The following is a 26757-nucleotide window of genomic DNA, read 5'->3' as shown; positions in this document are numbered from 1 at the left end:
TAAGTTCATTACAATTGTGCAAACGCTTGCATTGTGATCATGGAAAGATTAAAATAATTCCTAATAAAGGGTGCATAAGGAGTGACAAAAATGGTTCGTGTCAAAGAGCCTTGGTGGAAAAGAAGTGTTGTTTATCAAATTTATCCGCGGAGTTTCATGGATTCTAATGGAGACGGCATTGGAGATTTGCAAGGCATCATTTCTAAACTGGATTATTTGAAAAAATTAGGAGTGGATGTCATTTGGCTGAGCCCAATCTATGATTCTCCTAATGATGACAACGGATATGACATTCGCGATTATCGTGCAATTATGAATAAATTTGGGACAATGGATGATTTTGAACAATTGATTGATGAAGCGAAGCAGCGTGGGATCCGAATTGTGATGGATCTTGTGGTCAATCACACATCAGACGAACATCACTGGTTCGTTCATTCACGTTCTTCCAAGGATTCCAAGTACCGCGACTATTATATTTGGCGAAATGGGGATAATGGGAAACCACCTAATAATTGGGGTTCAGTATTTTCTGGGTCTGCATGGGAAAAGGATGAGGCAACGGATTCCTTTTATTTGCATCTTTTCTCCAAAAAACAGCCTGATTTGAATTGGGAACACGAGCCTCTTCGAAATGAAATCTTTGATGTTATGAAATATTGGCTGGATAAAGGAATTGGCGGCTTTCGCATGGATGTTATTAATTTTATTTCAAAAGAGGACCGATTGCCTGATGGAGAGATTCATAGCGGACAATTGTATGGGGATGGAAGTCCCTATTTTATCAATGGGCCGAAAATTCACACCTATCTACATGAGATGAATGAAAAGGTTTTGCAACATTATGATGTGTTAACAGTGGGAGAAATGCCTGGTGCTTCTACTGAGGATGCACAAATTTATACGAATCCCAGCAATCAAGAAGTGAATATGATTTTTACATTTGAGCATATGAATCTTGACAGTGGGCCTTACGAAAAATGGGATGTACAGCCGTTAGATTTGGTTAAACTAAAACGTAATCTTGAGAAGTGGCAGCATGCTCTCCATCATGTGGGCTGGAATAGTCTTTATTGGAATAACCATGATCAGCCACGAATCGTATCACGTTTTGGTGACGATGAAGTGTATCGTGAGCTGTCCGCTAAAATGTTAGCAATTTGTCTCCATCTACTCCAAGGAACGCCTTATATCTATCAGGGTGAAGAGCTAGGCATGACGAATGTGAAGTTTGATTCCATTCATGAATATCGTGATATCGAAACACTTAATATGTACAAAGAAAAATGCCAGCAGGGAATCGCACATGATAAGATCATGTCGGGTATTTATGCGAAAGGCCGAGATAATGCAAGAACTCCGATGCAATGGACATTAGATGGCGGGTTCACAACAGGAACTCCTTGGATTCAGATGAATCACAATACTGCTAGGATTAACGCAGACCAAGCTCTTGCCGATCCTTCGTCGATTTTTTATACGTATCAAAAGCTCATACGTCTTAGAAAAGAATTTGACATCATCACATACGGCAGTTTCCAATTATTATTGCCTGATCATCCCCACCTCTTTGTGTATAAGCGGCATACAGAGGAAGAAGAATGGTTAATCGTAACCAATTTTTCAAAACAGACGGTAAAAATGAATTGGAATGAAATTGGCGTGCAAAATAAAAACGGAAAAATTATGATAGCAAACTATGAACCTCATCAATTAGACGGTGATATTATTGAAGTAAGACCTTATGAGGCGTTTGTGCTCAGCTTTAGAAAGGAGATAGCAGATTGAAGAAGGTACTAGGTATTGATATCGGGGGAACAAAAATACGGATGGGTGTTGTGAATGAGACTGGAGAGGTTTTAGAAGATATCACGATCCCTACAAGGTTACCACTATACCCTTATTTAGAAGAACAGATATTAAAAGCAAAAACAAAGTTTCCTGACCTTAAAGGGATTGGAATTGGCACGCGAGGAATGGTAGATGCGAAAACGGGTGTCGTGACTTTTGAAAAAGAGCTGGAGGGCTGGGAAGGGACACCGGTCAAAGCACAACTAGAAGCAGCAACTGGCCTTCGTGTTGAGATTAATAATGATGCCAATTGCGCAGCACTTGCGGAAGTGCGGCTTGGTGCCGCACTTGGCTTCCAAAGGGTTGTTTGCTTGACAGTGGGGACAAAGCTAGGAGGAGGTCTCGTTTTTGATGGGCAAGTGATGAATGGTACCCATGGTGGTGCTGGGGAAGTTGGTCACATGATTCTGTATCCAAATGGACTGGTTTGTGGCTGTGGAAGACGGGGTTGCAGTGAGGAATACGTATCTGGAACCGCATTGAGAAGAATGATTCAAGAGGAAAATGTCGTTAATCCAAAAACGGGTGAATTAGCAATACCACAGGAGCTGTTTCGATTGGCGGCTGAGGGGCTTACAAGTGCCCAAACAGTTCGGGAACGCTTTCTTTCAGATTTCGCTGTTGTCATTTCTACTCTTCAAGCCGTATTAGACATGGACTGTGTTGTAGTCGGTGGAGGTGTTTCAGAATCAGCAGATGATTGGTGGGAAAACCTTCTTGTGAAAGTCGAACCGTTGAAACTTCAGCCTTTAGAATTAAGGCGTGCTGCATTTGGAAATGAAGCTGGGATGCTTGGTGCAGCAATGCTCGTGACAGACCCTTCAAATTATTCGTAAAAAATATAAAGGATGATTAACAAGGTGTACAGTCTTTCGAAAAGTGTTTTTGCAATACAAAAATGCTTTTCGAAAGGCATTCCAAACAAGTCACTCTGTCAACAAAATCTATTAAATAAGTCAATAAAAATACAAAATTGTCTATAAATTAAGACTTGTTATCGCATGGGCGGTGTGATAGGATAAATTTAATTCAATTTGTGCAAGCGCTTTCGCAAGCTTGTCTATTATTTTTTTAAGTATTTGTGCAAGCGTTTTCGCAACAAATAATAAAAATGTGGGGGAGAACCTATGAAAGCAAAATGGAGAGCAGGCTTACTGGCAGTTTCACTAGGGTTAGCCGGAATTTTAGCAGGTTGCAATTCAGATAATGCAGGTTCATCGGACAATAAATCGAAAGAAGAGCAAGTAACTTTAGACATTTTCCAATTCAAAGTAGAGTTTAAAGATCAGTTTGAGGCCGTTGCAAAAGCGTATGAAGAGGAAAATAAAAACGTGAAAATCAACATTACGACAGTTGGGGGCGGAGAGGATTACGGTGCAGCTCTTCGTTCAAAATTTTCGTCTGGTAATGAGCCAGCTATTTATAACATCGGTGGACCGCAAGATGTAGAAGACTGGAAGGGTAAATTAGCTGATTTATCTGATACTGCGGCAGCCGAAGCAGCATTAGAAGGCACACTTGCTGGGGTTACATTGGATGGAAAAGTATTAGGTGTTCCATACAATCAAGAAGGCTATGGATTAATTTATAACAAAAATGTATTTGAAAAGGCAGGAATCGATCCAGCTTCCATAACAGATTTTGCTTCTTTAGAAGCAGCAGTAAAAGAATTGGATAACAAAAAAGAAGAATTAGGTCTAGAAGCTGTATTTGCTTTGCCAGGAAAGGAAACATGGGTGACAGGATTGCATTTATCAAATGCTTTCTTAGCTCCTGAATTTGATAACAATGTCTTAAAAGCATTTAATTCAAAAAGTGTTGAATTCCAATATAGTGATGCATTCAAAAAAGTTTTAGATCTTCAAAATGACTACTCTGTGCAGCCGACTGTAAGTCTAGATTATTCAAAACAAGTAGAAGAGCTATTCTCCCTTCAAAAAGTTGCCATGATTCAACAAGGAAATTGGGTGTATGGTTCAATTGCAGGAATTGATGAAGAATTTGCTAACAACGGCATTGGAATGTTACCAATTCCAGTAGAAGGTTATAAAGGTGATCATATTCCAGTTGGGATACCAATGTATTGGGGCGTAAATAGCAATGCAGATGAAGCGGTAGTTAAAGAAGCGAAAAAATTCCTAGACTGGCTATACACTTCAGATAAAGGTAAGGAAACCGTGTTAAATGATTTTAAATTTATTCCAGCATATGAAGGCTATGATTCTACTAAGATCTCTGATCCACTTTCAAAAGCAGTTTATGAATATGCAGAGAAAGGCAAAACAATCGGCTGGACGTTCATGGGCTATCCTACTGGCTGGGGTCAAGACGAATTGGGCGTACAAATTCAGAAGTACTTAAGTGATAAAGCAAGCTGGGAAGAAGTTGTCGATGCAACGAAAAAGGCTTGGGAAGGCGCACGTAAATAGGAAAACAGACTGATTTGAAACAAAGTAGCCTTCGTGCTACTTTGTTTTGCTAAATAAGAAAGATTAAATTCCGAGTTAGATGAGTGTCTAACTTCAGGCGCCATGCACTTTTCTAAGCTAAAAGGAAGGTTTAAGTCTATTAACGTACTAAAGTAAAGAGTGTGTTCAATTAATATCTGCTAATAAGATCGTGTAAGTAAAACTAAGGCATTCGCCAAAAAAAGACTTGGCGAACGCCAGGTTTTTCTAAGCTAATAGGAAAGTTTAAGTGTATTAATGTACTAAAGTATAGTGTGTTTTCAATTAAATACCCGCTAATAAGATCGCATAAGAAAAGCTAAGGCATTCGCCAAAAAAAGACTTGGCGAACGTCAAGTTTTTCTAAGCTAATAGGAAAGTTTAAGTGTATTAATGTACTAAAGTATAGTGTGTTTTCAATTAAATACCCGCTAATAAGATCGCATAATAAAAACTAAGGCATTCGCCAAAAAAAGACTTGGCGAACGCCAAGTTTTTCTAATTGGAGGTGAGCAAATGCGGATACGTGATTTAGCTTATTGGTTATTTTTAATGCCTGTATTGGCTGCTTTTATATTTGTTGTAGTAGCACCTTTTTTACTTGGTATCTTTTACTCTTTTACAGATTGGAATGGGATTGAAACGAAAGGCTTCGTCGGCTTCGATCATTATCTAGCATTGTTCCAAGATAAACGATTCCTCGATTCCCTTTGGTTCACGACGAAGTTTTCCGTTGTGTCTGTCATTCTGATTAATTTTATTGGTTTGTCACTTGCACTTCTTGTAACAGCCAAATTAAAAACAAGTAAAGTATTGCGCACTGTTTTCTTTATGCCCAATTTAATCGGAGGTCTTATCCTCGGGTTTATCTGGCAGTTTATCTTTACAAAAGCCTTTGCAGGTTTTGGGGCCATGTTCGGTATCGAGAGTTTACAAGGATGGCTATCTACTTCTAGCACTGGCTTCTGGGGACTCGTTATTGTAATGAGTTGGCAAATGTCAGGATATATCATGGTAATTTATATCGCTTATTTGGAAGGTATTTCAAAGGAATTGATTGAAGCAGCTGAAATGGATGGAGCGAACGCATTCCAAAGATTTCGCCATGTAGTGTTTCCGCTAGTGGCACCAGCCTTTACAGTTAGTATGTTTTTAACCCTTTCAAATTCATTCAAGCTGTATGATCAAAACCTTAGCTTAACGGGCGGCGGTCCGTATGAATCGACTCAAATGGTAGCGATGGAAATTTTTAATACAGCATTTGGTCGGTATGATATGGGATATGCACAAGCAAAAGGGGTTGTTTTTTTCGTAATTGTTGCGGTCATTGCTTTAGTGCAAGTTTATATCAACAAAAAACGTGAGGTGGAAATGTAATGCGAAAAAAGTATTTGATTCCACTCGAGATATTAGGAATAACTTTAGCGATTATTTGGTTAACCCCATTCTATTTAATGATTGTAAACTCATTAAAAACAAAACGAGAAATATTTGAGGATACATTAAAACCTCCGAGTTCACTGACATTCGACAACTACGTGCAGGCATTTGTGGAATTAGACTTTCTAAGAACATTTGCAAATTCTTTAATCATTACTGTCATTAGTGTGGTTATTATTATTATTTTTTCATCCATGGCGGCGTACGCTCTTTCACGTACAAAGAGTCGCATTAGTACCATTTTACTTTTTGTTTTCATAGCGGCGATGCTGATCCCGTTTCAATCTGTGATGCTTCCACTCATTACGATTTTCGGCAAGATTGAGATGCTAAATCGTTTTGGATTAATATTTATGTATCTAGGATTTGGTGCGAGCTTATCGATTTTCTTATATCATGGTGCTTTAAGCTCAATTCCCCGCTCCTTGGATGAAGCTGCTACAATTGATGGAGCGAATCGATTCCAAATTTTTTGGTATGTTATCTTTCCGATACTAAAGCCGATTACGGTGACAGTAGGTATTTTAAATACGATTTGGATTTGGAATGATTACTTGCTTCCGTCTTTAGTCATTAACAAGCAAGGAATGGAAACGATACCATTAAAGATGTTCTTTTTCTTCGGGGAATACACAAAACAGTGGCATCTAGCTTTAGCTGGACTTACATTGGCCATTATTCCAGTCATCGTTCTGTATTTCTTTGCACAGCGAGAAATTATAAAAGGTGTGTCTGAAGGAGCAGTAAAGTGAAACTTCAATCAGTGGGGGGCTTCATCCACCACTGATTGTTAGTTGAACTAATCACGCTCAAAACGCCACGTCCTGTGGATTTCGCCTGACTAGGACATCGTGTCCGTCGTGGGGCATTTACGGGCTGTTGATCCCCCACTTAGAAATTTATTCTTAACTCAACTTCTTGAAGTGGGGGTCTTACAGCCCGTTAATCTACGGTAAAATAAAATGTTGAAGGGAGGATGTCCCATTGCCTGTTACTATCTTCGATGTGGCCAAAGAAGCAAATGTTTCGCCCTCTACCGTCTCCCGTGTAATTGCGGACAATCCAAGAATTAGTGAAAAAACGAAGTGCAAAGTAAGGGAAGTAATGGAACGGTTAGATTACCACCCTAACTTTCAAGCGCGAAATCTAGCTGCAAAAAGCACAAAAACAATTGGTGTTATCATGTCAAATTCCACTTCTTTAGCGTTTCAAAATCCGTTCTTTCCAGAAGTTATTCGCGGAATTTGTACGAGTGCCCATGCTAGTCAATATGGCATTTATTTATCAACTGGCGGTACAGAGAAAGAAATCTATGAAGAAGTTGTATCAATGGTACAAGGAAAAAAGGTCGATGGGATCATCCTTCTTTATTCACGTGTGGATGATCGTACGATGACCTATTTAAAGGATGTGCAGTTTCCATTTACAATGGTAGGCCGCCCCTATAAATATGAAAATGAAATTACGTATATAGATAATGATAATCGGAAAATTGCTCATGATGTAGTGGACTATCTTTTTCATTTAGGCCATCGGCAGATTGCTTTTATTGGAGGAAATCTAGATTTTGTTGTTTCAAAAGACCGCTTAGAAGGTTATCAGCAGGCATTAATAGATGCAGGTCTTCCTTGTTCAGATGCGTATTTTATCCATGATGAGGACTTTAAATCAAATGGAAAAAGCAGAATCAATAAGTTAATGAAGCTTGATGAGCCACCAACAGCGATCGTGGCGCATGATGATTTAGTAGCTTATGAAATCATTCGGTATCTAGAAGAGCTTTCAGTTCAGGTGCCAAATGACATCTCAATTGTGAGCTTCAATAACCATTCCTTATCAGCGTATGTGAAGCCTTCGTTAACTTCTGTCGATATTTCGATATTTGAGCTGGGTTTCGAAGCGGCAAACTTTCTATTAGAAAAGGTACAAGATTCAAATGCGGCTGTAAAGCATCATTTTGTACCAACTACCCTTGTAGAACGAAAATCATGCAAAAGGATTAATATTTTTAGCGAATGATTCCAATATGAATATGAGCTAAGACCTTATACAGTTACACTTTATCGCAGATTAACGGGCAGTAAGACCCCCACTTCAAGTTTGCGAGAGAATCAAAGAAACCTAAGTGGGGGATCAACTGCCCGTAAAGGCCCATAAAATGAACACAGACTAAAAGCGCCACATCGTGTGGCAACGTCTGCGTGACCCACTTCCTGTGGGCCGCAACTAACCATCATTGGGGGATGAAAGAACCCCCCACTGATGGAAGTTTCACTTTATTATGCAAACAGAAAAAGAGGGAAGATATGGATAAAGCATGGTGGAAGGAAGCGGTTGCTTATCAAGTTTATCCCCGTAGTTTTCAAGATTCCAATGGTGATGGAATTGGGGACTTGCAAGGAATGCTTTCTAGATTAGATTACTTACAAGACTTAGGTATTGATGTTATATGGATTTGTCCAATGTATCGGTCGCCAAATGATGATAATGGATATGATATTAGTCATTACCAAGAGATTATGGAAGAATTCGGCACAATGGAAGATTTTAATGAGCTGCTTAAAGATGTACATCGCCGTGGTATGAAGCTCATAATCGATTTAGTTATTAATCATACGAGTGATGAACATCCTTGGTTTATTGAATCACGTTCCTCAAAAACAAATGGCAAGCGAGACTGGTATATTTGGCGAGATGGTGTAAATGGAAAAGAACCGAATAATTGGGGAAGTATTTTCGGAGGGTCTGCTTGGGAACTCGATAAGGAAACGAATCAATACTATTTACATTTATTTTCAAGAAAACAGCCTGATTTAAATTGGGAAAACAAGGAAGTTCGAAATGCTTTATTCAAGATGGTGAATTGGTGGCTTGATAAAGGTGTTGATGGCTTTCGAGTGGATGCGATTAGTCATATAAAAAAGGATATTTCGTTTTCTGATATGCCGAATCTAGCTGGGCTTCCGTATGTTCCTGCATGGGAAAAGTATATGAATGTTCAAGGCATCATGCCCCTTTTGGAGGAATTAAAGCGAGAAACATTTGCAAAATACGACATCATGACGGTCGGTGAAGCAAATGGGGTCAGCAGCGATGAAATTCATGAATGGGTTGATGAAAAACAAGGGAAATTCAATATGATTTTTCAATTCGAGCATTTGAGCCTGTGGGATGAAGAGACAAAGAAGCTAGACATCCTCGAGCTTAAAAGTGTTTTGAGCCAATGGCAAAAAGCATTAGAAGGAAGCGGATGGAATGCTTTATTTATCGAGAATCACGATAAGGCTCGCAGTGTCTCAACTTGGGGGAATGACGGGCCGTATTGGCGAGAAAGTGCGACAGCTTTAGCGACGATGTACTTCTTCATGCAGGGGACACCGTTTATTTACCAAGGTCAGGAATTGGGAATGACCAATGTCAATTTCTCTTCGATTGAAGATTACAATGACGTGGCAACTAAAAATTTATACAAAAATCGATTAGAACAAGGAGATTCACAGGAGAGTGTGATGGAAACAATTGGGGCAACGAGCCGTGATAATTCCAGAACACCGATGCAATGGTCTGCCGACGATAATGCTGGATTTACAACAGGAACACCTTGGTTAGGGGTAAATCCGAACTATAGAGAAATAAATGTAGATGCCCAGAAAAAAGATCCAAACTCCATATTAAATTATTATAAAAAAATGATTCACTTGCGGAAAAAGGATAAGATTTTCACTTATGGGATATATGACTTGGTGTTAGAGGACGATCCGTCTCTTTTTGCGTATACACGTACGATTGGGAAGCAGAAGGTTATTGTTTTATGTAATTTATCGGAGCAGCCAGTCATGGTAGACGAAGTGGACGGCATTCTCTTTAAGCATTCGAATTTATTATTAGCAAACCTAGAAGTGAAGAATCGCGAAAATATGGCTACTATTCAGCTTGCCCCATATGAGGCAAGAGTTTATAAAGTATAACAAAAGACGTTTTGTCTTGGACAAAACGTCTTTTTAGTTGGTGGCTTTCGCAAGCCACGTTTTTTTGTGATAAATATTGCAGCAAAATGAATTGTGTCTCAGTGTGATAAGTTGTTAAAGGTTCCATGTAGAAAATGCACTTACTAATTCCGTATTTAATGACCTTCTATGGTATTCTCGGTAATCAAAAGTCTTTATTAGTGCCCGTTCTTTGATAAAGAAGGGTATTCACGGTAATCAAAAGCCCTCATTGGTGCCCGTCCCTTGATAAAATTGGTGTTCATGGTAATCAAAAACTCTCATTGGTGCCCGTCCCTTGATAAAAAAGGAATTCACGGTAATCAAAAGCCCTCATTGGTGCCCGTCCCTTGATAAAATTGGTGTTCATGGTAATCAAAAGCCCTCATTGGTGCCCGTCCCTTGATAAAAAAAGGTGTTCACGGTAATCAAAAGCTATTCATAATTGAATTCTTAATATGATTAATATCCCTGAAACATCAAACCTTAGAAAAGAGCCTTTTGGAATAAATTAATGGTTAAATTGAAAGAGTTGCGAACAAAAAGGGAAGCCTGTACTCTAAAAGGAGAATAGAAAAAAGAGAAACAGGTGGGTAATGATGATGAAAACAATTGTAGAAAAACTAAATTTAAAAAAATATAAAAAAGTAGCGGTTTTGGGCTTGCCTGATGGTGCAGATTACTTAGCAGAGTTAACGGATTATGATACAGAACTTACGGATAGTACGTATGACCTTATTTTTGCTTTCGTATTAGATATGGAGTCTTTAAAAGAACTAGTCAGCAAGGTGATTGAAAAAAATTACTTAAATAAAAATGGATACATTTTTTTGGCTTACCCGAAGAAAGGAAATAAAGTATATCCAACTTTTATTCATCGTGATGATTTATTAAGTGGGTTAGGTGCCGATGAAGATGGCTATATTGGGACAAGCAATCTTAAGTTTGCCCGAATGGTAGGGCTGGATGATGTCTTTACGGTTGTTGGCCTAAAAATCGATTCTAAAGGTAAAGAAAAAACTTCTACAAAAGCAAGCCAATGCGTGGATGATTATATCGAGATGATTCCAAGTGTGGAAAAAGATTTACAAGATACACCAGATGTACTTGTTATTTATCAATCTCTTACCCCAGGGTATCAAAAAGATTGGGCTCGATATGTGTATAGTGCTAAACAAGAGGCAACAAAAGCGAAACGGCGCGATGAAATGAAAATGATCCTTGCTGCAGGCTACAAGAGCAAGGATTTGTATCGCAGAGATATAAAGTAGCATAAAATCTCGTTCTATTTTAATCAAAATGAAGTAAATTTTAGAGAAAAAACACCTACTGGGTGTTTTTTTCTTTAGGATATTCTGTTTCGGATTAACTGGATTGTTTTCAAAAAAGAAACTCTTTACCCATATTATGGTTCTAATGGAGGTGGTTTATTTAGGGAAAATATTATCAAAATATTCAGTTTACAATGAATATGTTATAATACAACAATATTGAATGAATTATTTTAAAATTCAAATCTATCACTGCGTGTAGGAGACTCCTATGTTAAATGTATGTAAACTAAACTTAAATCCCCAAAAACGAGTCATTATTATTTCGGATATCCATGCCGAATTATCTTTATTTACAAGACTTCTAGAAAAGGTCCATTATACGGAGGATGTTTATTTATTTATTAATGGTGACCTATGCGAAAAGGGACAAAACAGTTTGGAGCTTGTTCGCTATGTGAAAAAGATGACGGAACAATCTTCAAATATTTTTGTCACGAAAGGGAACTGTGATGTTTTGTATCGATATGCCTTAACAGGGAATGAAAAAATTCTTCAGTATATGAGGGTGAGAAGGAATTCACTATTAAATGAAATGCTGGAGGAGCAGCACCAATCTTTAGAAAATCTCAATGATGTGTGGCAGGTTGCGAAAGTTTATGAGCTTTATTATAAAGAAGAATTGGATTGGCTCGAAGCATTGCCTGTCGCTTATGATACAGAGAAATTCATGATTGTCCATGCAGGTATTGAGAACCGTCCTGACTGGGAGCAAACGACGGAAGAGTATGCCCTGTCTGTTGATTCTTTTTATGAAAAAGGGCATCAATTGAATAAAATGGTCATTGTCGGGCACTGGCCTGCTGTCAATTATCGTTATCATGCTGAAAGCTCAAACAATCCGATTATTGATCACGAGAAAAAAATCATTGCGATAGATGGCGGTAATCAGATTAAAAGTGATGGCCAACTGAATGCTCTTATTTTCGAACATAATCAATTTTCGTTTCAGTTTGTTGATGAGAATGTCAAGGAACGAAAAGTAAAACAAGATTATATTGATCAAACGAATCGTGTTGGTACCGTAACTTATCCAAATTATGAAATGACCATTATTCGTAGAGAGCCTTATTTTACACTTTGCGAGAATGTAAAACTTGGAATCATGCAGTGGATTAAAAATGAGTATCTAGTGGAAAAAGATGAATGTGTGAACTGTGAAGGTGATTTAAGCACAACATTTCTCTCCGTTCAGCAAGATGAGGTTGTAAAGGTACTGGATGCTCAGCAATCAGGTTATATTTTAATAAAAAAGAATAATGGACTTGTAGGATGGGTGCCGACTGAAGTGGTATGAATAGGTTTAAAGCAAGGGAATATGTATATTATCAATGCAAAGTCGGCCCTCCTGCTCTTTCCGCTTTATTATGCTTATCCATCCGATAAAAAAGACAAGCAGAATTTCCAATTAACTTATTTAGTTAGGGATATCCTGCTTGTTTATCTTAGCTAATCGGAAGTTTAATTTTATTAACGTACTAAAGCAAAGTGTGTGTTCAAGTAAATATCTGCTAATAAAATCGCATATAAGAAAAACTAAGGCATTCGCCAAAAAAAGACTTGGCGAACGCCAAGTCTTTCTATTCAATCATAGTTAATCTGTTTTATTCACGTGAATAAATTCAGCTGATTTGTCTTTTATCGCTGTAAGGGACTATTTCTGCGAATAAACTTCGGACTAATGTTTCTAACATGACCGGAAGCTGTACAAATGCACTTTCGATATGAAGCCGTTCTGTACGCTTATGTGCGTCCTTTCCGAAAGGGCCAACATTTAATACTGGTGCTTGCAATTGCTTCATTTCAGCAAATGGAATACTGTATGTGTCTCCCCAAACGGGTGTGTTTTTTTCGAAAGTTGTCCAGCCTTCAGCCTCGTCCTCGTAAGAGACGTAGCTAAGATCACAGATTCCATTAAAATAATGGATTTGGTTTACTTCTAAATTAAACTGTTCTATGCCAGTTTTTTTCATTAAATCGATCGCTTTGATGACGAGTGGATCCTTTGAAGTATTGACAGCTGGGTAGTATGGAGGTGCATACAGCAGAACCATAGTAGGCCCAAGTTCTTGACATTGGATCATAAGTGAGTCAACGATACGAATCGATTTTTCACGGTCATCCCAATTTGCGTTTGCTAATGCATTTGATTTTATTTTTGAGATGGCTTCACCACCTAATTTTTTTTCAGCATGCTGGAGTAGTTCTTCATACCGTAGGACGTTCACTTTACCAACTGGTCTAACGCCTTCGCTCTCGCATATTTGCAAATAAGCCTCATTACAAGCTTTCGCAGTTTTCCAAGCCACTTTTGTGAAAATATCCATCACTTCAGCTGCGCTGCGCTTCATAAGGAAGACGTTATAAAGAGCCGCAGCTCGATATGGCGTTTGGGTTGAATATTCCATTTTTAAGTCTTTTTGCTGGAGCGAAACTGGTAAAGGCGTGTTTTCGCCAAGGTCAGACTCGCGGAATAATGGATTCCATTCCATGTGCTGTGTTAGAAAGGAGGCCATAAAGTTAGCTGTCATGCCGCTCATGGGCTCTCCAACATGTGTTTCCTTTCCATAGAATAAAACAGCTGGCATGATTTTTCCGATGGTACCAGAATAAATATAATAGTTCGGATCTCCAGGCTCCTGTGAAAAAGTCGGTTCACTATTAAGAAATAATTTGTATGTTAATTGATGCTCTTTCCGTAAACGGACTAGCTCTGGGACTGCGGCACGCATCCCTGCTGAGTTTACTTCTTCATCCGGTACAGTGACTAGCAGTAAATTGATAGGCCACTTTTCGATACTGGCCTTTTCAATTAGAGCCATTTGAAGAGCGAGTCCTGTTTTCATGTCCATCGTTCCGCGTCCGAATAAGTAGTTGCCAGACTCTATGTCAATCCGTGCCTCTTCTGGAAGTTCGTCTGAACGATCTTTCAAAATTTTCGTAAGCTCTTCTGGTTGGAACGCTAATGGTTCGAGATCACCGTATTCTTCCGTGTGGACCGTGTCGAAATGGCTAATAAGAACGATTGTTTCTGCCACATCTGGATTTTTATATAAAGCGGTAACGACATTACGTCCTAATCCAGCGTCATGAAGTGCCGTGTAAGACGGGTTTTCTTTGAAGTAGTCTAGCTCCATTAGCTTTGATTTTACAAGATAAGCGAATTCAAGTTCACCATCTGTAAGAGTCCTGCTTTGCCAGCTAACGAGGTCGCAAAGTAAGGCGCGCAATGATTGTGGAGTACCCCATTTTACATTACTCATTTTAATAGCTCCTTTATTTCAATCAAGATTTTTAAATTGTACAAGTATTATTGTCTATCTTTACTTGTCAGCGCTAGAGCCTGTTACTAATTTTGTGCTAATAGGATGCTTTCCTAATGCGGTAATAAATTGCTCGAGCCGTTTCATTCCCTTTTCTAGCATTGGCATAGTGTAAGCGTAAGAGATACGAATATAGCCTTCACCATGTTCAGTGAACGTGCTTCCTGGAACGACTGCTACTCCACCTTCGTGTAATAGTCTTGTTGCAAACTCATATGACGGCATTCCGAACTGTTTAATCGAAGGGAAGATGTAGAAAGCTCCATTTGGCTTGACTACATCAAGTCCCATACTTGTGAGGTGATCGAAGACAAAGTCTCTGCGCTTTATATATTCAACATTCATCGTTGCAGGAACTTCCCTGCAATTTGTCAAAGCTTCGATACCTGCGTACTGACTTGGCAAAGAGGCACAAATCGAGTTATATAAGTGTACATTTAAGACGTGCTCCATAAGCTTTTTTGGTCCCAAAATGAAACCAATTCGCCATCCTGTCATGGAATGCGACTTCGATAAACCATGGATCAGAAACAGACGATCACGCAGTTGTGGATAGGATGCGAATGAGCAGTGTTTACTGCCGAAAGTGTTTTCACTATATATTTCGTCAGACACGATATAAATATCTTGGTTTTCCAGTACTGCAACGAGTTCATCCATTAATTCCGGCTGTATTATAACGCCTATTGGATTAGATGGGTAGTTTAATAGGATTGCTTTTGTTTTTTGTGTTACCATTGCTTTCAATCGCTCTGGAGATGGAAGAAAGCCTGTGTCTGCTGTATTTAAATAAACTACTTTTGCCCCGCACAGTTCAATTATTGGCTCGTATCCAGAATAGATCGGTGCGGGAATAATTACTTCGTCACCTTCTTCGAGAATGGTTCGAAAAACAGAGTCAATTCCTTCACTTGCACCGTTTGTAATAACAATTTCTGTTTCAGGATCATATGAAAAATTATACCTATCTTTGAAAAAAGAAGCTGTTGCTTGTCTTAATTCCAACAATCCAGCATTATGGGAATAGCTTGTTTGATTGTTTGTAATGGCACTAATTCCCGCTTCTTTTACAGAACTGGGGGTTGGGAAATCTGGCTGACCAATTGTCAAATTGACCGCGTTTGGAAAATGAACGAGTTGATTGGCAAATTGGCGGATACCAGGGACTTCCAATACTCTTGCTTTTTGATTAATAGATAATGGCATGTATTTCACCTTTCTTGATGGAATCTTATATTAATATGGTTGATCATGTCCAGACAAGTACTTGACACTTTGTGGACAACCAGGGAAAGGGTTTTATTTGATGCTGCAATTTGTAATCAATCCTATTTAAATAACCCTGGCAGCCATAGGGATAGTGCAGGTACGTACGTAATGACAAGCAGACAAATAATCATAGACACCAGGAAAGGAACAATTGCAGAGACAATACTTTCGAATTTAACTTTTCCAACACTAGATGCCACGAATAGGTTGACGCCAAGCGGAGGTGTGATAAAGCCAATTGCTAAGTTTGCGACAAGTATTACTCCGAAATGAATTGGATCGATACCTACACCAATAACAATTGGTAATAAAATTGGTGTCAAAACCACTAGGGCAGAGATTGTGTCAATAAACATTCCAACTATTAATAATAAAATATTTATAGCGAGTAAAATGATGACTGGATTCGTTGAAAACTCAGTAAGGAAGGCAGAAATGTCATTCGGAATCTGTTCGAGTGTCATGAAATAGGCGAATGATACGGATAATCCAATGATAATCATCGTTGTCGCATTAATAACAACCGCCTCAAGGAAGCTTTCGAAAATACTCTGCCAGCTTAATTCTTTATAGACAAACTTTCCAATAATTAATGAATACACAACAGCAACAACGGCAGCTTCTGTTGGAGAGAAAATTCCGCCGTAAATGCCTCCTAAGATTATGACGGGAATTAAGAGCGCCCATTTTGCATCATATGTCGCTTTCCATACACTTTTAAAATCGAATACTTTTACTTGTTCGGGTTTATATCCTTGTTTTTTCGAGATGATATAAGAAGTAATCATTAATCCGGATCCAATAAGCAGTCCTGGAATAATTCCAGCCAGGAATAAGCTTCCTACAGATACACTTCCGATGACCCCGTATAAAACGAATGGTATGCTTGGTGGAATAATAACGCCAATAGAGCCTGCAGATGCTGAAATTGCTGCTGCAAAACCGCCATCATATTTCCTGGCAACCATCGCTGGTATCATGAACCCGCCAATTGCTGCTACGGTTGCTGGACCCGAGCCTGAAATTGCCGCAAAGAACATACAAGCAACGATCGTGACCATCGATAATCCGCCTGTCATCCAGCCAACCATCGTTGTTGCTAGGTCAAGCAGGCGTTTTGACACCCCGCCTTTTCCCATTAATATCCCTGAGAGCATGAAAAAAGGGATAGCCAAAAGTGGGAAGGAGTCAAGTGAAGTGAACGCTTTTTGTGTAATAATATCAAGTGGTAAAGTTGATCCAAAGTAAATAGCGACGAGGGCGGACACACCTAATGAAATGGCAATCGGTACCCCAATCAATAAACAAACGAATAGTGTTCCGAATAATAATATGACCGTCATCTGATGATCTCCTCACTTTCCGGCTTCTCATAGTTGCCTTTCCAAATTTCACCTAATTGCTGAATTAACCGAATAGCCATTCCAGTACCGCCAAGCGGTATGGCCAAGAAGGGAATCCAAATCGGAATCTGTAGTGCTGGAGTAATCTGTCCGTGATGAAGACTAACCAAAACTAATTTTGTGCCGTATACCGCTAAAAATAAAGAAATAAAAAACCAAATAAGAACCCCTAGACCTTCTAAAATTTTGCGAGGAGTACCATGTAAACGCGTGATAAACGCTTCAACTCGTATATGCTGGCGAAGCTTTACAGCGTAGCTAGCTCCAATCCACACTTGGAAAATATGGATGTAGCGGGCAAGTTCTTCCGTCCAGCTTGGTGCTGATTGAAATACGTATCGGCCGATTACTTGGCCGAAAATAAGCAAAACCATAAGTGCGAGAGTCAATACTAAAAAGATTTCTTCGAATCGAGCAAATCTTTTTGCCATGCATTACACATCCTTTAATTAGGGAGGAATCAAGATGTGTAATCTTGATTCCTCCCTTGAATTCATTACTTATTTCCTGCTAAAGCTTTATTTACTAAATCTTCACCAATTTCTGGTGCATATTTGTCATAAACTATTTTTGCAGCTTCGCGGAATTGCTCTCGCTGCTCACCTGTCAGTTCATTTACTTTCATGCCGCTTTCTTTTAACTTTTCCAAAAATTCAACGTCTTGTTTTTGAGCAAGATTACGCTGTTCAGTACGGTATTCTTCAGAAGCCTTAACGACTAATTCTTGAAGATCCTTTGGAAGGCTTTTATAAAAATTATTGTTCATAAGAAGAATTGTGGATGCATAAACATGTCCACTCAATGTTAAGTAATTTTGTACTTCGTAGAATTTATTCGTGTAATATAACGAGATTGGAGCTTCCATCGCATCATATGTTTTTTGCTGTAATGCAGTGTAAAGTTCACCAAATGCAAATGGTGATGCGTTTGCTCCGAATGATGAAAATGTATCTGTATGAACTGGGTTTTCTAAAGTTCTAAATTTCAAGCCTTTTAAGTCTGCAGGTGATTCAATCGGTCCATTATTATTTGACATATGGCGGAAGCCGTTTTCAGCAAAAACAAGACCTTTTAAATCATTTTTCTCTAAATCACTTAGTAATTCTTGTCCAAGTTCCCCATCAAGAGCTTTGTAGGCAGCTTCATGATCATTGAATAGGAATGGCAGGTCAAACACTAAGAATTTTTTGTTAAATGAAGCAAGTGGTGCTAGAGCAGGGATGGTCATTTCGATATTTCCAAGCTGTACAGCTTCAATAGCTTCACGATCTGATCCATAAAGTTGTCCATTTGGAAACAGTTCTACTTTCAAACGGCCGTTTGATTCCTTCTCAAGTTTTTCTTTAAACGTAACAGCAGCAAGATGTGTGGATTGTTCTTCGGATACTAAGTAAGCAATACGGATTGTGTGAACTTTATCATCTCCACTCTCACTTGAGGAGCTTTCCTTCGGACGTCCACAGCCTGAGATGACTAGCAAGCTGATGAGTAGTAGTGCGAGCAATTTTTTCATTTATTTTCCTCCTTTTGGAAATAGCTTAAGAATCGTTTTTCAACGTTTTGCAAATGTTCAAGCATTTTCTCTTTTGCAGACGATACATTTTTAGCTTCAAGAGCCTCGGTTAGCTTTACATGTTCTTGGTATGCATCGTACGCGCTTACGTGCAGTGTGTTCGATAGTACGAGGAATGCACGGTTGACTCCAGTGTTCATCTGATGGATCATTTCTTTGAATTTCTTATTTCCGTTTCTCGATGCAAGAATCAAGTGGAATTCGCGGTCTAATTCGATGAATTCATGGTAATTATTATTTGATATCGCTTCCAATTGACGTGTTAAGTTTTTCTTTAATTCACTCAATAAGTCCTCGTCTGATTTAGAAATAATTTTCCCAATATTATGAATTTCGAGCACGCGCCGCAATTCCATATATTCAAGTGAATCTTCCTTAGTGAAGGTGGCGACGATAGCTGGACGTCCTTTTTGCAGAACGATGAGGCCTTCCATTGCTAACCGTCTTAGTGCTTCCCGAAGAGGAGTACGGCTAATGCCGAGATCAGTTGCCAGCCTTTCCTCCGGTAATTCTTCCTCTGGTGCAAGTTCAGCCGAGGTAATTGCTTTCTTTAATAAGTTATAAGCTTGATCAGCTAATGAAACATTTTGAGTAATTTTTTTCAAAATCACTCCTCCTAACATTTTTCAGTATACTGTATACAGGAATATTAAATTATGTTAATCTATTTGTAAATAGGAATATTCAAATAATTAATTAATTTCAAAAAACAGAAGGTGTTTATCGTGTTTATTCAACAACTAATAAAGCTTCTTGGAAGTGATAAAGTTAGCCAAAGTGAAACTGAATTGTTCCGTCATAGCCATGATGAATCGTTTCATAAGGCAGTTGAGCCGGATGTAGTTTGTTTTCCTGAGAGTCGGAAAGATGTTGAAATGATTATGGATGTAGCACGTGAGTATAAAGTTCCTGTAACTCCCTTTGGTGCCGGATCAGGCTTAGAAGGACAAGCTATTCCTGTTAAAAAAGGGATTTCCATTAATTTTGAAAAAATGAATAATGTAGTTAATTTTTTACCAGAAGATTTAATGATTACTGTGCAGCCGGGAATGACACGCTTACAATTGAATAAACTGGTCAATCGGCACGGTTTGATGTTCCCAATTGACCCAGGAGCGGATGCAACGATTGGCGGGATGGTAGCAACGAATGCGAGCGGTACGACAGCAGTTCGCTACGGATCAACACGAGATCAGCTGCTTGATTTAGAAGTTGTATTAGCTAATGGAACAGTCATTCACTCAGGGTCTCATGCAAAAAAATCATCCTCTGGCTACCATTTGACAGGGCTGTTTGCTGGTTCAGAAGGTACGTTAGGCATCATTACTGAAATAACATTAAGACTTCATGGGATTCCTGAACATACGGTGGCGGCGCGATGCACGTTTGACACGCCAGAAGCATGTGCAGAAGCAGCTAAGACGGTTTTACTTAGCGGTATTCCGGTGATGCGAATGGAGCTAGTTGATGCAGAGAGTATTTCACAAGTGAATGCATATGGAGGCTATCATTTTCCGATTCGTCATTCTTTGTTTTTTGAATTCGCAGGCACGAGGACAGCTGCCCTGGAAGAGGTAAAAATAGTAGAGCAATTAATGTGCGAGCTTGGTTGTGGGAATTGGGAAGTCGCAGGTGGATCGAAGGAACGGATGGAGCTGTGGAAAGCCCGTCATGAAATGGCGTACGCTTACCGCCATATTAAAGGAATGGCCAATACAGGAGCGGATGTGTGTGTCCCAATATCGCGACTGCCAGAGCTTGTCGTATATGCAAGAAAGTTAATTGATGAAAGTGGTTTGACCGGTGGTGTTTTGGGGCATGTCGGCGATGGGAATTTTCATACAATTGTCCTTTATGATCCAAACGTAGCAGGTGAAATAGAAAAGGCTGAGTATACGAATGAAGCACTCGCATTAAGAGCGATTGAAGTAGGCGGCACATGCACAGGTGAACATGGAGTCGGGCTTGGAAAAATGAAATTCCAAGAGATTGAGCACGGAGAAGCGACAATTATTATGAAGCAAGTGAAGAAAATGTTCGATCCAGAAGGCTTGTTAAATCCAGGGAAAATATTCAACTTGGATTAATGTAAAGGTATTTTGGTTGCATATTGAAGTTAATATATTGTTAAAAGGATTAAATATTGTTTATTTGGTAAAAAGAGATTATTTAGGAGAGGCTTTCATTAATAAATAACGATGTTTATTCACTCTCCTAGGTTCATTCATTTACCAATAATCCCTTCTTTTTGTTTAAAAAGGAGGGATTGTTTTGGTTCAATTATTTTTCTTATAGTACTACAATACATATCATTCATTTGTCGAATATTCAACAAGCGTCTCTTTATATCCCTTTGTTATCACGCAATTCCACAATTGTACCTTCTGGAGCTTTTATTTTACAAAGGGAACCATTTTCAACACGGTAAATAATCTCTCCCTCTTTTCGAATAAAATTCGCATTCATCTCTTGTAAGCGTTTCACTTCCTGGACGAGGTTTTCAACCCATATGCAAAAGTGAACAATCCCTTGGCTGTTAGGATTATTATCAGCAAGAACTTCATTATTTTTACCAGTTTGCAGCTCGATATAAAAATGATCTAGTTTTAGCCAACTATTAAACTCTCTTCCATGAAAGTCGGGAGATTCTTGAACGATTTCAAATCCAAAAGCTTCCGTATAAAACTTTAATGTTTCCAGATACGTATTGGTTTGTATACATATATGATGAACGTATTTTTTTACCTTCATGTTCTTAGCCCCTTCTTAATTAATCAGCTGGTTAAAAAACTTTCCCCTTATTCTCTTTTGTTGACTTAGCATCTCGAATGGCTTCCTTTACCTTTAACAAGTCATATTGAGAAGCAGCTGCCATGAGTGTTAATTTTTGTTCTTTTATGAGTGTAATCAAATGATGAAATGCTTCTTGCTAAGTTTGCACAGATACTTGTTGATTCCAATGGCGTAGATGAAATAACTTAACATTTTCTTTTATCTTAAGTGAAATGTTTTTCCAATCAACTGGTACTCTTGATAATAAACCAATTGTTAAAAAATCCCCATTAGGTCGAACAGAAAATGCTAATTCAGTACCATCTGCACCTCCTATGGAATCAATTGCTGCCGTTGCACCGCATCCATTTGTTAATTCCATAACAGTACTTTGTAATGATGTATCTGACGTATTGATTACATTGGAAGCACCTAATTGTGGTAGCTCTTTTGTATAAAGATGATTTCTCGTTACAGCAATCAGCCGAAAACCGAGAATATTAGATAATTGTGCAAAAATACGACCAATAGAAGATCCGCAAGCATTTACCAATAATACATCCCCTGGTCCTAAGCTCAGTATCTCTGTACAAATAATCCAGACAGTTAACGGATTTATGTATAATTGCGAAGCGGTGTAATCATCAATTGTAGCGTACTTTGTGTTAAATGGTTTCGTTTTGGAACACCTGATAGCTTCTTACTATTTTCTAATTTCATGGCTTGGTCATTCTTTTCAACGCGAGTACTTGGGGCGATCATGAAGGGGCAAATGCAAAGGATGAATTGGATGCAAAAATCGGTCTCATGAAAGCCTTATGAGACCACTCATCAAAGAAAATGAACAAAAATCGGTCTCATGAAAGCCTTATGAGACCACTCATCAAAGGAAATGAGCAAAAATCGGTCTCATGAAAGTCTCATGAGACCACTCCTCAAAGGAAATGAACAAAAATCGGTCTCATGAAAGCACTATGAGACCACTCATCAAAGGAAATGAACAAAAATCGGTCTCATGAAAGCTTTATGAGACCACTCATCAAAGGAAATGAACAAAAATCGGTCTCATGAAAGCCTTATGAGACCACCCCTGTTTATCTTTTAGAATATACCGGCCTTGTTTGGATGAAATATGAGAAGCATCGCAGGTTACTGCCCTTAATTATTATTTTTTATGGGGAATAGTTAAGCTCGTCCATCCCTCTGATTTTAACTGTTTAGCTATATAAATGATTTGACCTACATGATAGGAATAGTGATACATTTGTCTCTCAATTGCCTCAATGAGAGTGTGAGGTTCATTCCGAATAAATATCTTCCGAAGCAGCTGCTCCTCTTCGATAGATTCAAGTGCATTTAGGAATACATTCCATCCTTTTTCCCAGACCTCATATAACTCATTACGATTTGAAATAGTATGCTCAAATTCTCCATCTCGGTCCCGGTCAGGTTTTTCACCATCAGAATTTAAAAAATCTGTCCAACGAGAAACCATATTACCGCTCATATGCTTCACAATGATTGAAATGCTATTGGAGTTATCATTCGGAAACCAGAACAGCATTTCTTCATCAAGTTGTTCGAATGTCTTTTCAGCCGTATTTTTCATCTCTCTAAACCGTAATTTAATAACCCTTAAATATTCGGAAGATATTTCATTATGAGTATTTGTCATATTAAATCACTCCTTTGCTATTTTTTTATTAATATAAATGAATTCTTTATTAAATCCCTTTGTCCTGCTTTTCGAACTTCGAAAAACAGATTAAATGCTAAAAAGCGGGAAAATTGATAAAATTGGTTTAATGCTATAATAATGACAAATTTATGATAAAAAGGACTATTCTTCGGAGGTGCAGATGATGGAAATAGATCAGTTAAAAAAGGTTATCGAAGAACTGCCAGAAGGAGAAGTAAAGTCATTATTGTTCCATATTCTCCTAAGAGTAAATCATATAGGGGAGAAGGGTTATTCAGAAACAGAGTTTGTGGATGATGTGAAAAGTATATATAAAACGATTTTGGATATAACGAAAGAAAGGTCGGAATCGAAGCAAGCCAGTACTTGTCAAAGGATTCATATTCTTTTTGGTGGATCTCCTGAGGGTAGTTTAAAGGTAGCATTAAAGGAAATGGGTGTGTTTGAAAAGGAAAGAGTTATCTCCTTTTGGAATTTATTTTCGGTTGGACCTATCTGGCAGCTGCATGAAGAGGTTGGAAAAGAAGCCAGATTTGCTTGGATGAAAGAAGCATTGAATGATAAACATGAGGAGTTTCAAGAGTATTTACTGAGATTTCATCAGACAGTTCATCAAATTATGTCCATTCCAGCAGATGTCCCTATTTCCCTATGGACTGCTGAAAACGCGCATGAGCAGACAGGCCTGCGCTTTGTTTTGCATTTATTAAAGGATAAGCCTAATGATATTAAAGTGATTAATACCACTTTGGCATATACAGAACATTTTAAGCAAGCCGATATAAAATACGTAGTATTGCATTCAGGGGAAATACCACCTGAAAAACTCCAAACCATTTATGAGCACAGTAAGCAGAAGTATTCCTTGTCGAATCTTGAAAGACAGCAATATGAACAAGAATGGCTTCATCTCTCAGATAATCGGGAATCATTACGAATATGGCGAAACGGAAAAATTCAGAGTGTATGTATTGACTATTATGACCAATACATCATCAATTTGGCGAAAAAGCTTCGACGCGAACGAGAGTCAGAGGAGTTTATGAAATCAGCGAGATTAATTGGAGAAGCGTTAGGACATTTAGATCAATATATAGGTGACGATTTCTTGGAATATCGGGTGAGAAAGCTGATAGAAAATGGCGTTTTTGAGATGGAAGGAAGCTTAAAAGCCATGAGATACTACGGAGTTAAATTGAGTTAGAAAAAGGTGTAATATGATATATACGATAATGATATTCATTTTTGCAGGAATTGCTGAAATCGGCGGAGGATATTTAGTCTGGCTATGGCTACGTGAAGGCAAGCCATATTGGTACGGCATAATTGGCGGGATCATTTTGGTCCTATATGGGATTATTCCTACTTTGCAAAACTTTCCTACATTCGGAAGAGTGTATGCGGCCTATGGTGGCGTATTTATTATTCTTTCGGTTTTGTGGGGATGGGGAGTCGATAAAAAAACACCTGATACGTTCGATTGGATTGGAGCGGTCATATGTTTAATTGGAGTATCCATCATGCTTTGGAGTCCAAGGCAGTAGACAAAAATAAAAGTCGTGGCTTATTTTTTGGCTGTGTTAAAGCACAGTGTTGATAATGCTATTTTGTTGTTGATTTTCTCTGTAGGCGCGAGACCTCGAAAATGCATTCGCATTTCCTTCGTACGATGTTTAATGGGGGGAGATTATTCAACGTCCTGCGGGAAAAGCGAGTCAAAGGGAGACCCCGCAGGAGCGATAGCGACGAGGAGGCTTCCGGACCGACCACTATGCTTTAGTGCCTGCAGCGGAAATCAACAAGGAAGTTTAACATAGCCATTTTTTAAAAGATTCATAAAGTTTTCAAAAATGAGTATATAGAACCATTTATTCGAAGTTATAATAATAAAAAAGTAATGGGAAGCATAGAATGTTCATCTGTAATTTGGGCGCTTGGGTGGATATTGAGCGAGTAGCGCAACCGACCCTATAATTTGGAGGTTAATATGGCTATTCTCTGGAAGAAAAAACCCAGGCAATACTTCTTAGAAAACATAAATCATACAGATGGAAAAATTGAAGTAACAGTTCCTCATATTCTTTTAAAAATAAAAATGATTGATCTAACTATTGAAGATTTACAAATTATTAATCGGATGCAAGGACTTATAAAAGAAAATATAGACCGATTGGTCAGTGATTTTTATAAAACCATTTTACAAGTTGAGGAATTGAAAAAAATTATTGAAAAGCATAGCAGTGTTGAAAGGTTAAGAACTACTTTAAAAACTCACTTAATTGAGCTGTTTGATGGTAAAATTGACGAGGATTTTATCGAGAAAAGATTAAAGGTAGCAAAAATGCATTATTATATTGGCTTAAAGCCTGCTTGGTATATGGGAGCTTTTCAAAACCTTCAAAAAAAATTGTTTGACATCATATTTGAGAATGTCCCTGACGGGATGGAAATAAAAACCATTTTAATGGCCGTTACAAAAATCTTTAGCTTAGAACAGCAAATTGTACTAGAGTCATATGAGCAAGAAAGAGCGAACGTAAGAGAACAAGAACACCAGCAAGTCAGGAATGAGATAAAAAATAAAATCATTGAAGTGAGCACAGATCTCGTTGCGACAGTAGAACAAACTACTGCATCAGTAGGAAGTTTATTAGGTAGCAGTAAAAAGGTAAACGAGCTAGTGACACATACGGAAAATCAATCGTTATTAACGGAGAAATATATCACTGAAGGTCAAAAGGAAATAACACATTTAGTAGGCCAAATTCAATCGATTAATAATGATATTGAGAATATGAATGAAATGGTTAAGAATCTTTTGTCCTCCTCTCAGCAAATAAAAGATGTCATAAATATTGTTCAAGCCATTGCAGACCAGACTAATTTGCTTGCCTTAAACTCTGCCATTGAAGCGGCTAGGGCAGGCGAACAAGGGAAGGGATTTGCTGTAGTAGCAGATGAGGTTAGAAAGCTTGCAGTTAGAACGAAAGAATCGATAGGTACGATTGAGGAGCTAATTTCACTGTCTAATACCTATACAAATCAGGTCGATACGGCGCTTAGAAATGTAAATGTCGCGGCAGTAGAAGGACGAAGTAAATCAGCGAAGACAAGGGAAGCCTTTGATCAAATTACAACGTCAATGAAAAATAGTGTAAAACAAGTTTCGGATGTAAAGGTTCAAATCAATTATATTGTAGAAACGATTCATGAATTTGGTCAAGCGATGTCTACTGTGTCTTCATCAGCTGAAAATCTAAACAATACAGCAAGCCTTGCATAAGGATTTTATCGCAGATTAACGGGCAGTAAGACCCCCACTACAAGATTGCGAGAGAATCAAAGAAACCTAAGTGGGGGATCAACTGCCCGTAAATGCCCGACGACGGACACGATGTCCTAGTCAGGCGAAAGCCACAGGACGTGGCGTTTTGAGCGTGATTGGTTCAACTAACCATCAGTGGGGGATGAAAGCCGACTAAGAACGCCACATCCTGTGGCAACGTCGGCACTAGCACGTCCTGTGCGTCGAAAAACCCCCACTGATGGAAGTTTCACTTTATCCCTTGACTTTCCTTTATTTCTATCCTATAATGCAAAAAAACAATTATTTTCCAAATGAAATGAATAAGGCTTAGATAAGGACATGAATCATTCTTACTT

Annotated in this window: 21 protein-coding genes, 1 pseudogene, 1 riboswitch and 1 other annotated feature (1 of these 24 only partly in view); of the genes and pseudogenes, 13 read left to right on the top strand and 9 right to left on the bottom strand. The window is 38.5% G+C overall.

The annotated features are described in order from the left end of the window. Positions 1-90: 90 nt before the first annotated feature. The 9 genes from KHA94_RS23545 (at position 91) to KHA94_RS23505 (ending at position 12352) form a co-directional block, all read left to right on the top strand. Positions 91-1788: a glycoside hydrolase family 13 protein gene (locus tag KHA94_RS23545; protein ID WP_213104527.1), complete on the top strand. Its 1698-nt coding sequence runs from the start codon at positions 91-93 to the stop codon at positions 1786-1788. Beyond that, complete coding sequence (locus KHA94_RS23540) at positions 1785-2687, top strand: ROK family protein (RefSeq protein WP_213104526.1); 903 nt, start codon at positions 1785-1787, stop codon at positions 2685-2687. Before KHA94_RS23545 ends, KHA94_RS23540 begins: the two co-directional genes overlap by 4 nt. Before the next feature lie 291 nt (positions 2688-2978). Next, positions 2979-4280, top strand: coding sequence for an ABC transporter substrate-binding protein (locus KHA94_RS23535; protein WP_213104525.1), 1302 nt, complete (start codon positions 2979-2981; stop codon positions 4278-4280). A 534-nt stretch (positions 4281-4814) separates the two neighbouring features. Continuing rightward, positions 4815-5675, top strand: coding sequence for a carbohydrate ABC transporter permease (locus KHA94_RS23530; RefSeq protein ID WP_213104524.1), 861 nt, complete (start codon positions 4815-4817; stop codon positions 5673-5675). Beyond that, positions 5675-6490 carry a carbohydrate ABC transporter permease gene (locus KHA94_RS23525; RefSeq protein ID WP_213104523.1) on the top strand — a complete coding sequence of 272 codons (816 nt, stop codon included), beginning with the start codon at positions 5675-5677 and terminating at the stop codon, positions 6488-6490. Before KHA94_RS23530 ends, KHA94_RS23525 begins: the two co-directional genes overlap by 1 nt. A 232-nt stretch (positions 6491-6722) precedes the next feature. Beyond that, positions 6723-7757 carry a LacI family DNA-binding transcriptional regulator gene (locus tag KHA94_RS23520; protein WP_213104522.1) on the top strand — a complete coding sequence of 345 codons (1035 nt, stop codon included), beginning with the start codon at positions 6723-6725 and terminating at the stop codon, positions 7755-7757. Positions 7758-8044: 287 nt separating this feature from the next. Next, positions 8045-9706, top strand: coding sequence for a glycoside hydrolase family 13 protein (locus KHA94_RS23515; protein WP_213104521.1), 1662 nt, complete (start codon positions 8045-8047; stop codon positions 9704-9706). 614 nt (positions 9707-10320) lie between these two features. Further along, positions 10321-10995 carry a YdeI/OmpD-associated family protein gene (locus tag KHA94_RS23510; RefSeq protein WP_249365715.1) on the top strand — a complete coding sequence of 225 codons (675 nt, stop codon included), beginning with the start codon at positions 10321-10323 and terminating at the stop codon, positions 10993-10995. 271 nt (positions 10996-11266) lie between these two features. Further along, the gene (locus KHA94_RS23505; RefSeq protein WP_213104519.1) at positions 11267-12352 is read left to right on the top strand and encodes a metallophosphoesterase; all 1086 of its coding nucleotides are present in this window, start codon (positions 11267-11269) and stop codon (positions 12350-12352) included. Between the two features lie 325 nt (positions 12353-12677). Here KHA94_RS23505 and KHA94_RS23500 read toward each other — a convergent pair whose 3' ends face one another. The 6 genes from KHA94_RS23500 to KHA94_RS23475 all read right to left on the bottom strand — a co-directional run bounded on the left by KHA94_RS23500 (position 12678) and on the right by KHA94_RS23475 (position 19228). Continuing rightward, positions 12678-14318 carry a M20/M25/M40 family metallo-hydrolase gene (locus KHA94_RS23500; RefSeq protein ID WP_213104518.1) on the bottom strand — a complete coding sequence of 547 codons (1641 nt, stop codon included), beginning with the start codon at positions 14316-14318 and terminating at the stop codon, positions 12678-12680. 60 nt (positions 14319-14378) lie between these two features. Then, positions 14379-15584: an aminotransferase class I/II-fold pyridoxal phosphate-dependent enzyme gene (locus KHA94_RS23495; RefSeq protein ID WP_213104517.1), complete on the bottom strand. Its 1206-nt coding sequence runs from the start codon at positions 15582-15584 to the stop codon at positions 14379-14381. A 122-nt stretch (positions 15585-15706) separates the two neighbouring features. Then, positions 15707-16990, bottom strand: a complete 1284-nt coding sequence (locus tag KHA94_RS23490; protein ID WP_213104516.1) for a TRAP transporter large permease — start codon at positions 16988-16990, stop codon at positions 15707-15709. Then, positions 16987-17481 (bottom strand): TRAP transporter small permease, encoded by a 495-nt coding sequence (locus tag KHA94_RS23485; protein WP_213104515.1) that lies wholly within the window; start codon positions 17479-17481, stop codon positions 16987-16989. The genes KHA94_RS23490 and KHA94_RS23485 overlap by 4 nt, the downstream gene beginning before the upstream one ends. Positions 17482-17546: 65 nt before the next feature. Continuing rightward, positions 17547-18563, bottom strand: coding sequence for a TRAP transporter substrate-binding protein (locus KHA94_RS23480; RefSeq protein ID WP_213104514.1), 1017 nt, complete (start codon positions 18561-18563; stop codon positions 17547-17549). Beyond that, the gene (locus tag KHA94_RS23475; RefSeq protein WP_213104513.1) at positions 18560-19228 is read right to left on the bottom strand and encodes a GntR family transcriptional regulator; all 669 of its coding nucleotides are present in this window, start codon (positions 19226-19228) and stop codon (positions 18560-18562) included. The genes KHA94_RS23480 and KHA94_RS23475 overlap by 4 nt, the downstream gene beginning before the upstream one ends. A gap of 120 nt (positions 19229-19348) precedes the next feature. On the opposite strand from KHA94_RS23475, the gene KHA94_RS23470 reads away from it, so the two are divergent. Then, a complete protein-coding gene (locus KHA94_RS23470; RefSeq protein WP_213104512.1) occupies positions 19349-20710 on the top strand; it encodes an FAD-binding oxidoreductase in 1362 nt (453 codons plus the stop codon). A gap of 256 nt (positions 20711-20966) precedes the next feature. Here KHA94_RS23470 and KHA94_RS23465 read toward each other — a convergent pair whose 3' ends face one another. The 3 genes and pseudogenes from KHA94_RS23465 to KHA94_RS23455 form a co-directional block, all read right to left on the bottom strand. Then, a complete protein-coding gene (locus KHA94_RS23465) occupies positions 20967-21374 on the bottom strand; it encodes a VOC family protein (protein WP_213104511.1) in 408 nt (135 codons plus the stop codon). Positions 21375-21405: 31 nt separating this feature from the next. After that, a pseudogene (locus tag KHA94_RS23460) lies at positions 21406-22047 on the bottom strand (zinc-binding dehydrogenase); the annotation flags it as partial. A gap of 513 nt (positions 22048-22560) precedes the next feature. After that, positions 22561-23070, bottom strand: a complete 510-nt coding sequence (locus tag KHA94_RS23455) for a DUF1572 family protein (protein ID WP_213104510.1) — start codon at positions 23068-23070, stop codon at positions 22561-22563. Between the two features lie 184 nt (positions 23071-23254). Between KHA94_RS23455 and KHA94_RS23450 the strand changes: the two genes are divergently transcribed. From KHA94_RS23450 to KHA94_RS23440, 3 genes are all read left to right on the top strand, one after another. Then, positions 23255-24298, top strand: a complete 1044-nt coding sequence (locus KHA94_RS23450; RefSeq protein WP_249365714.1) for a DUF1835 domain-containing protein — start codon at positions 23255-23257, stop codon at positions 24296-24298. Between the two features lie 13 nt (positions 24299-24311). Next, a complete protein-coding gene (locus KHA94_RS23445; protein ID WP_213104509.1) occupies positions 24312-24638 on the top strand; it encodes a YnfA family protein in 327 nt (108 codons plus the stop codon). Between the two features lie 347 nt (positions 24639-24985). Beyond that, positions 24986-25071, top strand: a riboswitch (cyclic di-GMP riboswitch). A 10-nt stretch (positions 25072-25081) separates the two neighbouring features. Then, a complete protein-coding gene (locus KHA94_RS23440; protein ID WP_213104508.1) occupies positions 25082-26377 on the top strand; it encodes a globin-coupled sensor protein in 1296 nt (431 codons plus the stop codon). Between the two features lie 343 nt (positions 26378-26720). Further along, positions 26721-26757 (top strand) — a binding site (T-box leader) (it continues 189 nt past the right edge of the window).

Source organism: Cytobacillus citreus (assembly GCF_018343665.1).
GTDB classification, from domain to species: Bacteria; Bacillota; Bacilli; order Bacillales; family Cytobacillaceae; genus Cytobacillus; species Cytobacillus citreus.
Note: the sequence above shows the minus strand (reverse complement) of the source record. Positions and strands in the feature narration are given on the sequence as shown.

Bases quoted from the DNA above. Each gene is read 5' to 3' on its own strand.
- KHA94_RS23545 (WP_213104527.1), top strand. From the start codon at position 91: ATGGTTCGTGTCAAAGAGCCTTGGTGGAAAAGAAGTGTTGTTTATCAA.
- KHA94_RS23535 (WP_213104525.1), top strand. From the start codon at position 2,979: ATGAAAGCAAAATGGAGAGCAGGCTTACTGGCAGTTTCACTAGGGTTA.
- KHA94_RS23530 (WP_213104524.1), top strand. From the start codon at position 4,815: ATGCGGATACGTGATTTAGCTTATTGGTTATTTTTAATGCCTGTATTG.
- KHA94_RS23525 (WP_213104523.1), top strand. From the start codon at position 5,675: ATGCGAAAAAAGTATTTGATTCCACTCGAGATATTAGGAATAACTTTA.
- KHA94_RS23515 (WP_213104521.1), top strand. From the start codon at position 8,045: ATGGATAAAGCATGGTGGAAGGAAGCGGTTGCTTATCAAGTTTATCCC.
- KHA94_RS23510 (WP_249365715.1), top strand. From the start codon at position 10,321: ATGATGATGAAAACAATTGTAGAAAAACTAAATTTAAAAAAATATAAA.
- KHA94_RS23505 (WP_213104519.1), top strand. From the start codon at position 11,267: ATGTTAAATGTATGTAAACTAAACTTAAATCCCCAAAAACGAGTCATT.
- KHA94_RS23500 (WP_213104518.1), bottom strand. From the start codon at position 14,318: ATGAGTAATGTAAAATGGGGTACTCCACAATCATTGCGCGCCTTACTT.
- KHA94_RS23495 (WP_213104517.1), bottom strand. From the start codon at position 15,584: ATGCCATTATCTATTAATCAAAAAGCAAGAGTATTGGAAGTCCCTGGT.
- KHA94_RS23490 (WP_213104516.1), bottom strand. From the start codon at position 16,990: ATGACGGTCATATTATTATTCGGAACACTATTCGTTTGTTTATTGATT.
- KHA94_RS23485 (WP_213104515.1), bottom strand. From the start codon at position 17,481: ATGGCAAAAAGATTTGCTCGATTCGAAGAAATCTTTTTAGTATTGACT.
- KHA94_RS23480 (WP_213104514.1), bottom strand. From the start codon at position 18,563: ATGAAAAAATTGCTCGCACTACTACTCATCAGCTTGCTAGTCATCTCA.
- KHA94_RS23465 (WP_213104511.1), bottom strand. From the start codon at position 21,374: ATGAAGGTAAAAAAATACGTTCATCATATATGTATACAAACCAATACG.
- KHA94_RS23455 (WP_213104510.1), bottom strand. From the start codon at position 23,070: ATGACAAATACTCATAATGAAATATCTTCCGAATATTTAAGGGTTATT.
- KHA94_RS23450 (WP_249365714.1), top strand. From the start codon at position 23,255: ATGATGGAAATAGATCAGTTAAAAAAGGTTATCGAAGAACTGCCAGAA.
- KHA94_RS23445 (WP_213104509.1), top strand. From the start codon at position 24,312: ATGATATATACGATAATGATATTCATTTTTGCAGGAATTGCTGAAATC.
- KHA94_RS23440 (WP_213104508.1), top strand. From the start codon at position 25,082: ATGGCTATTCTCTGGAAGAAAAAACCCAGGCAATACTTCTTAGAAAAC.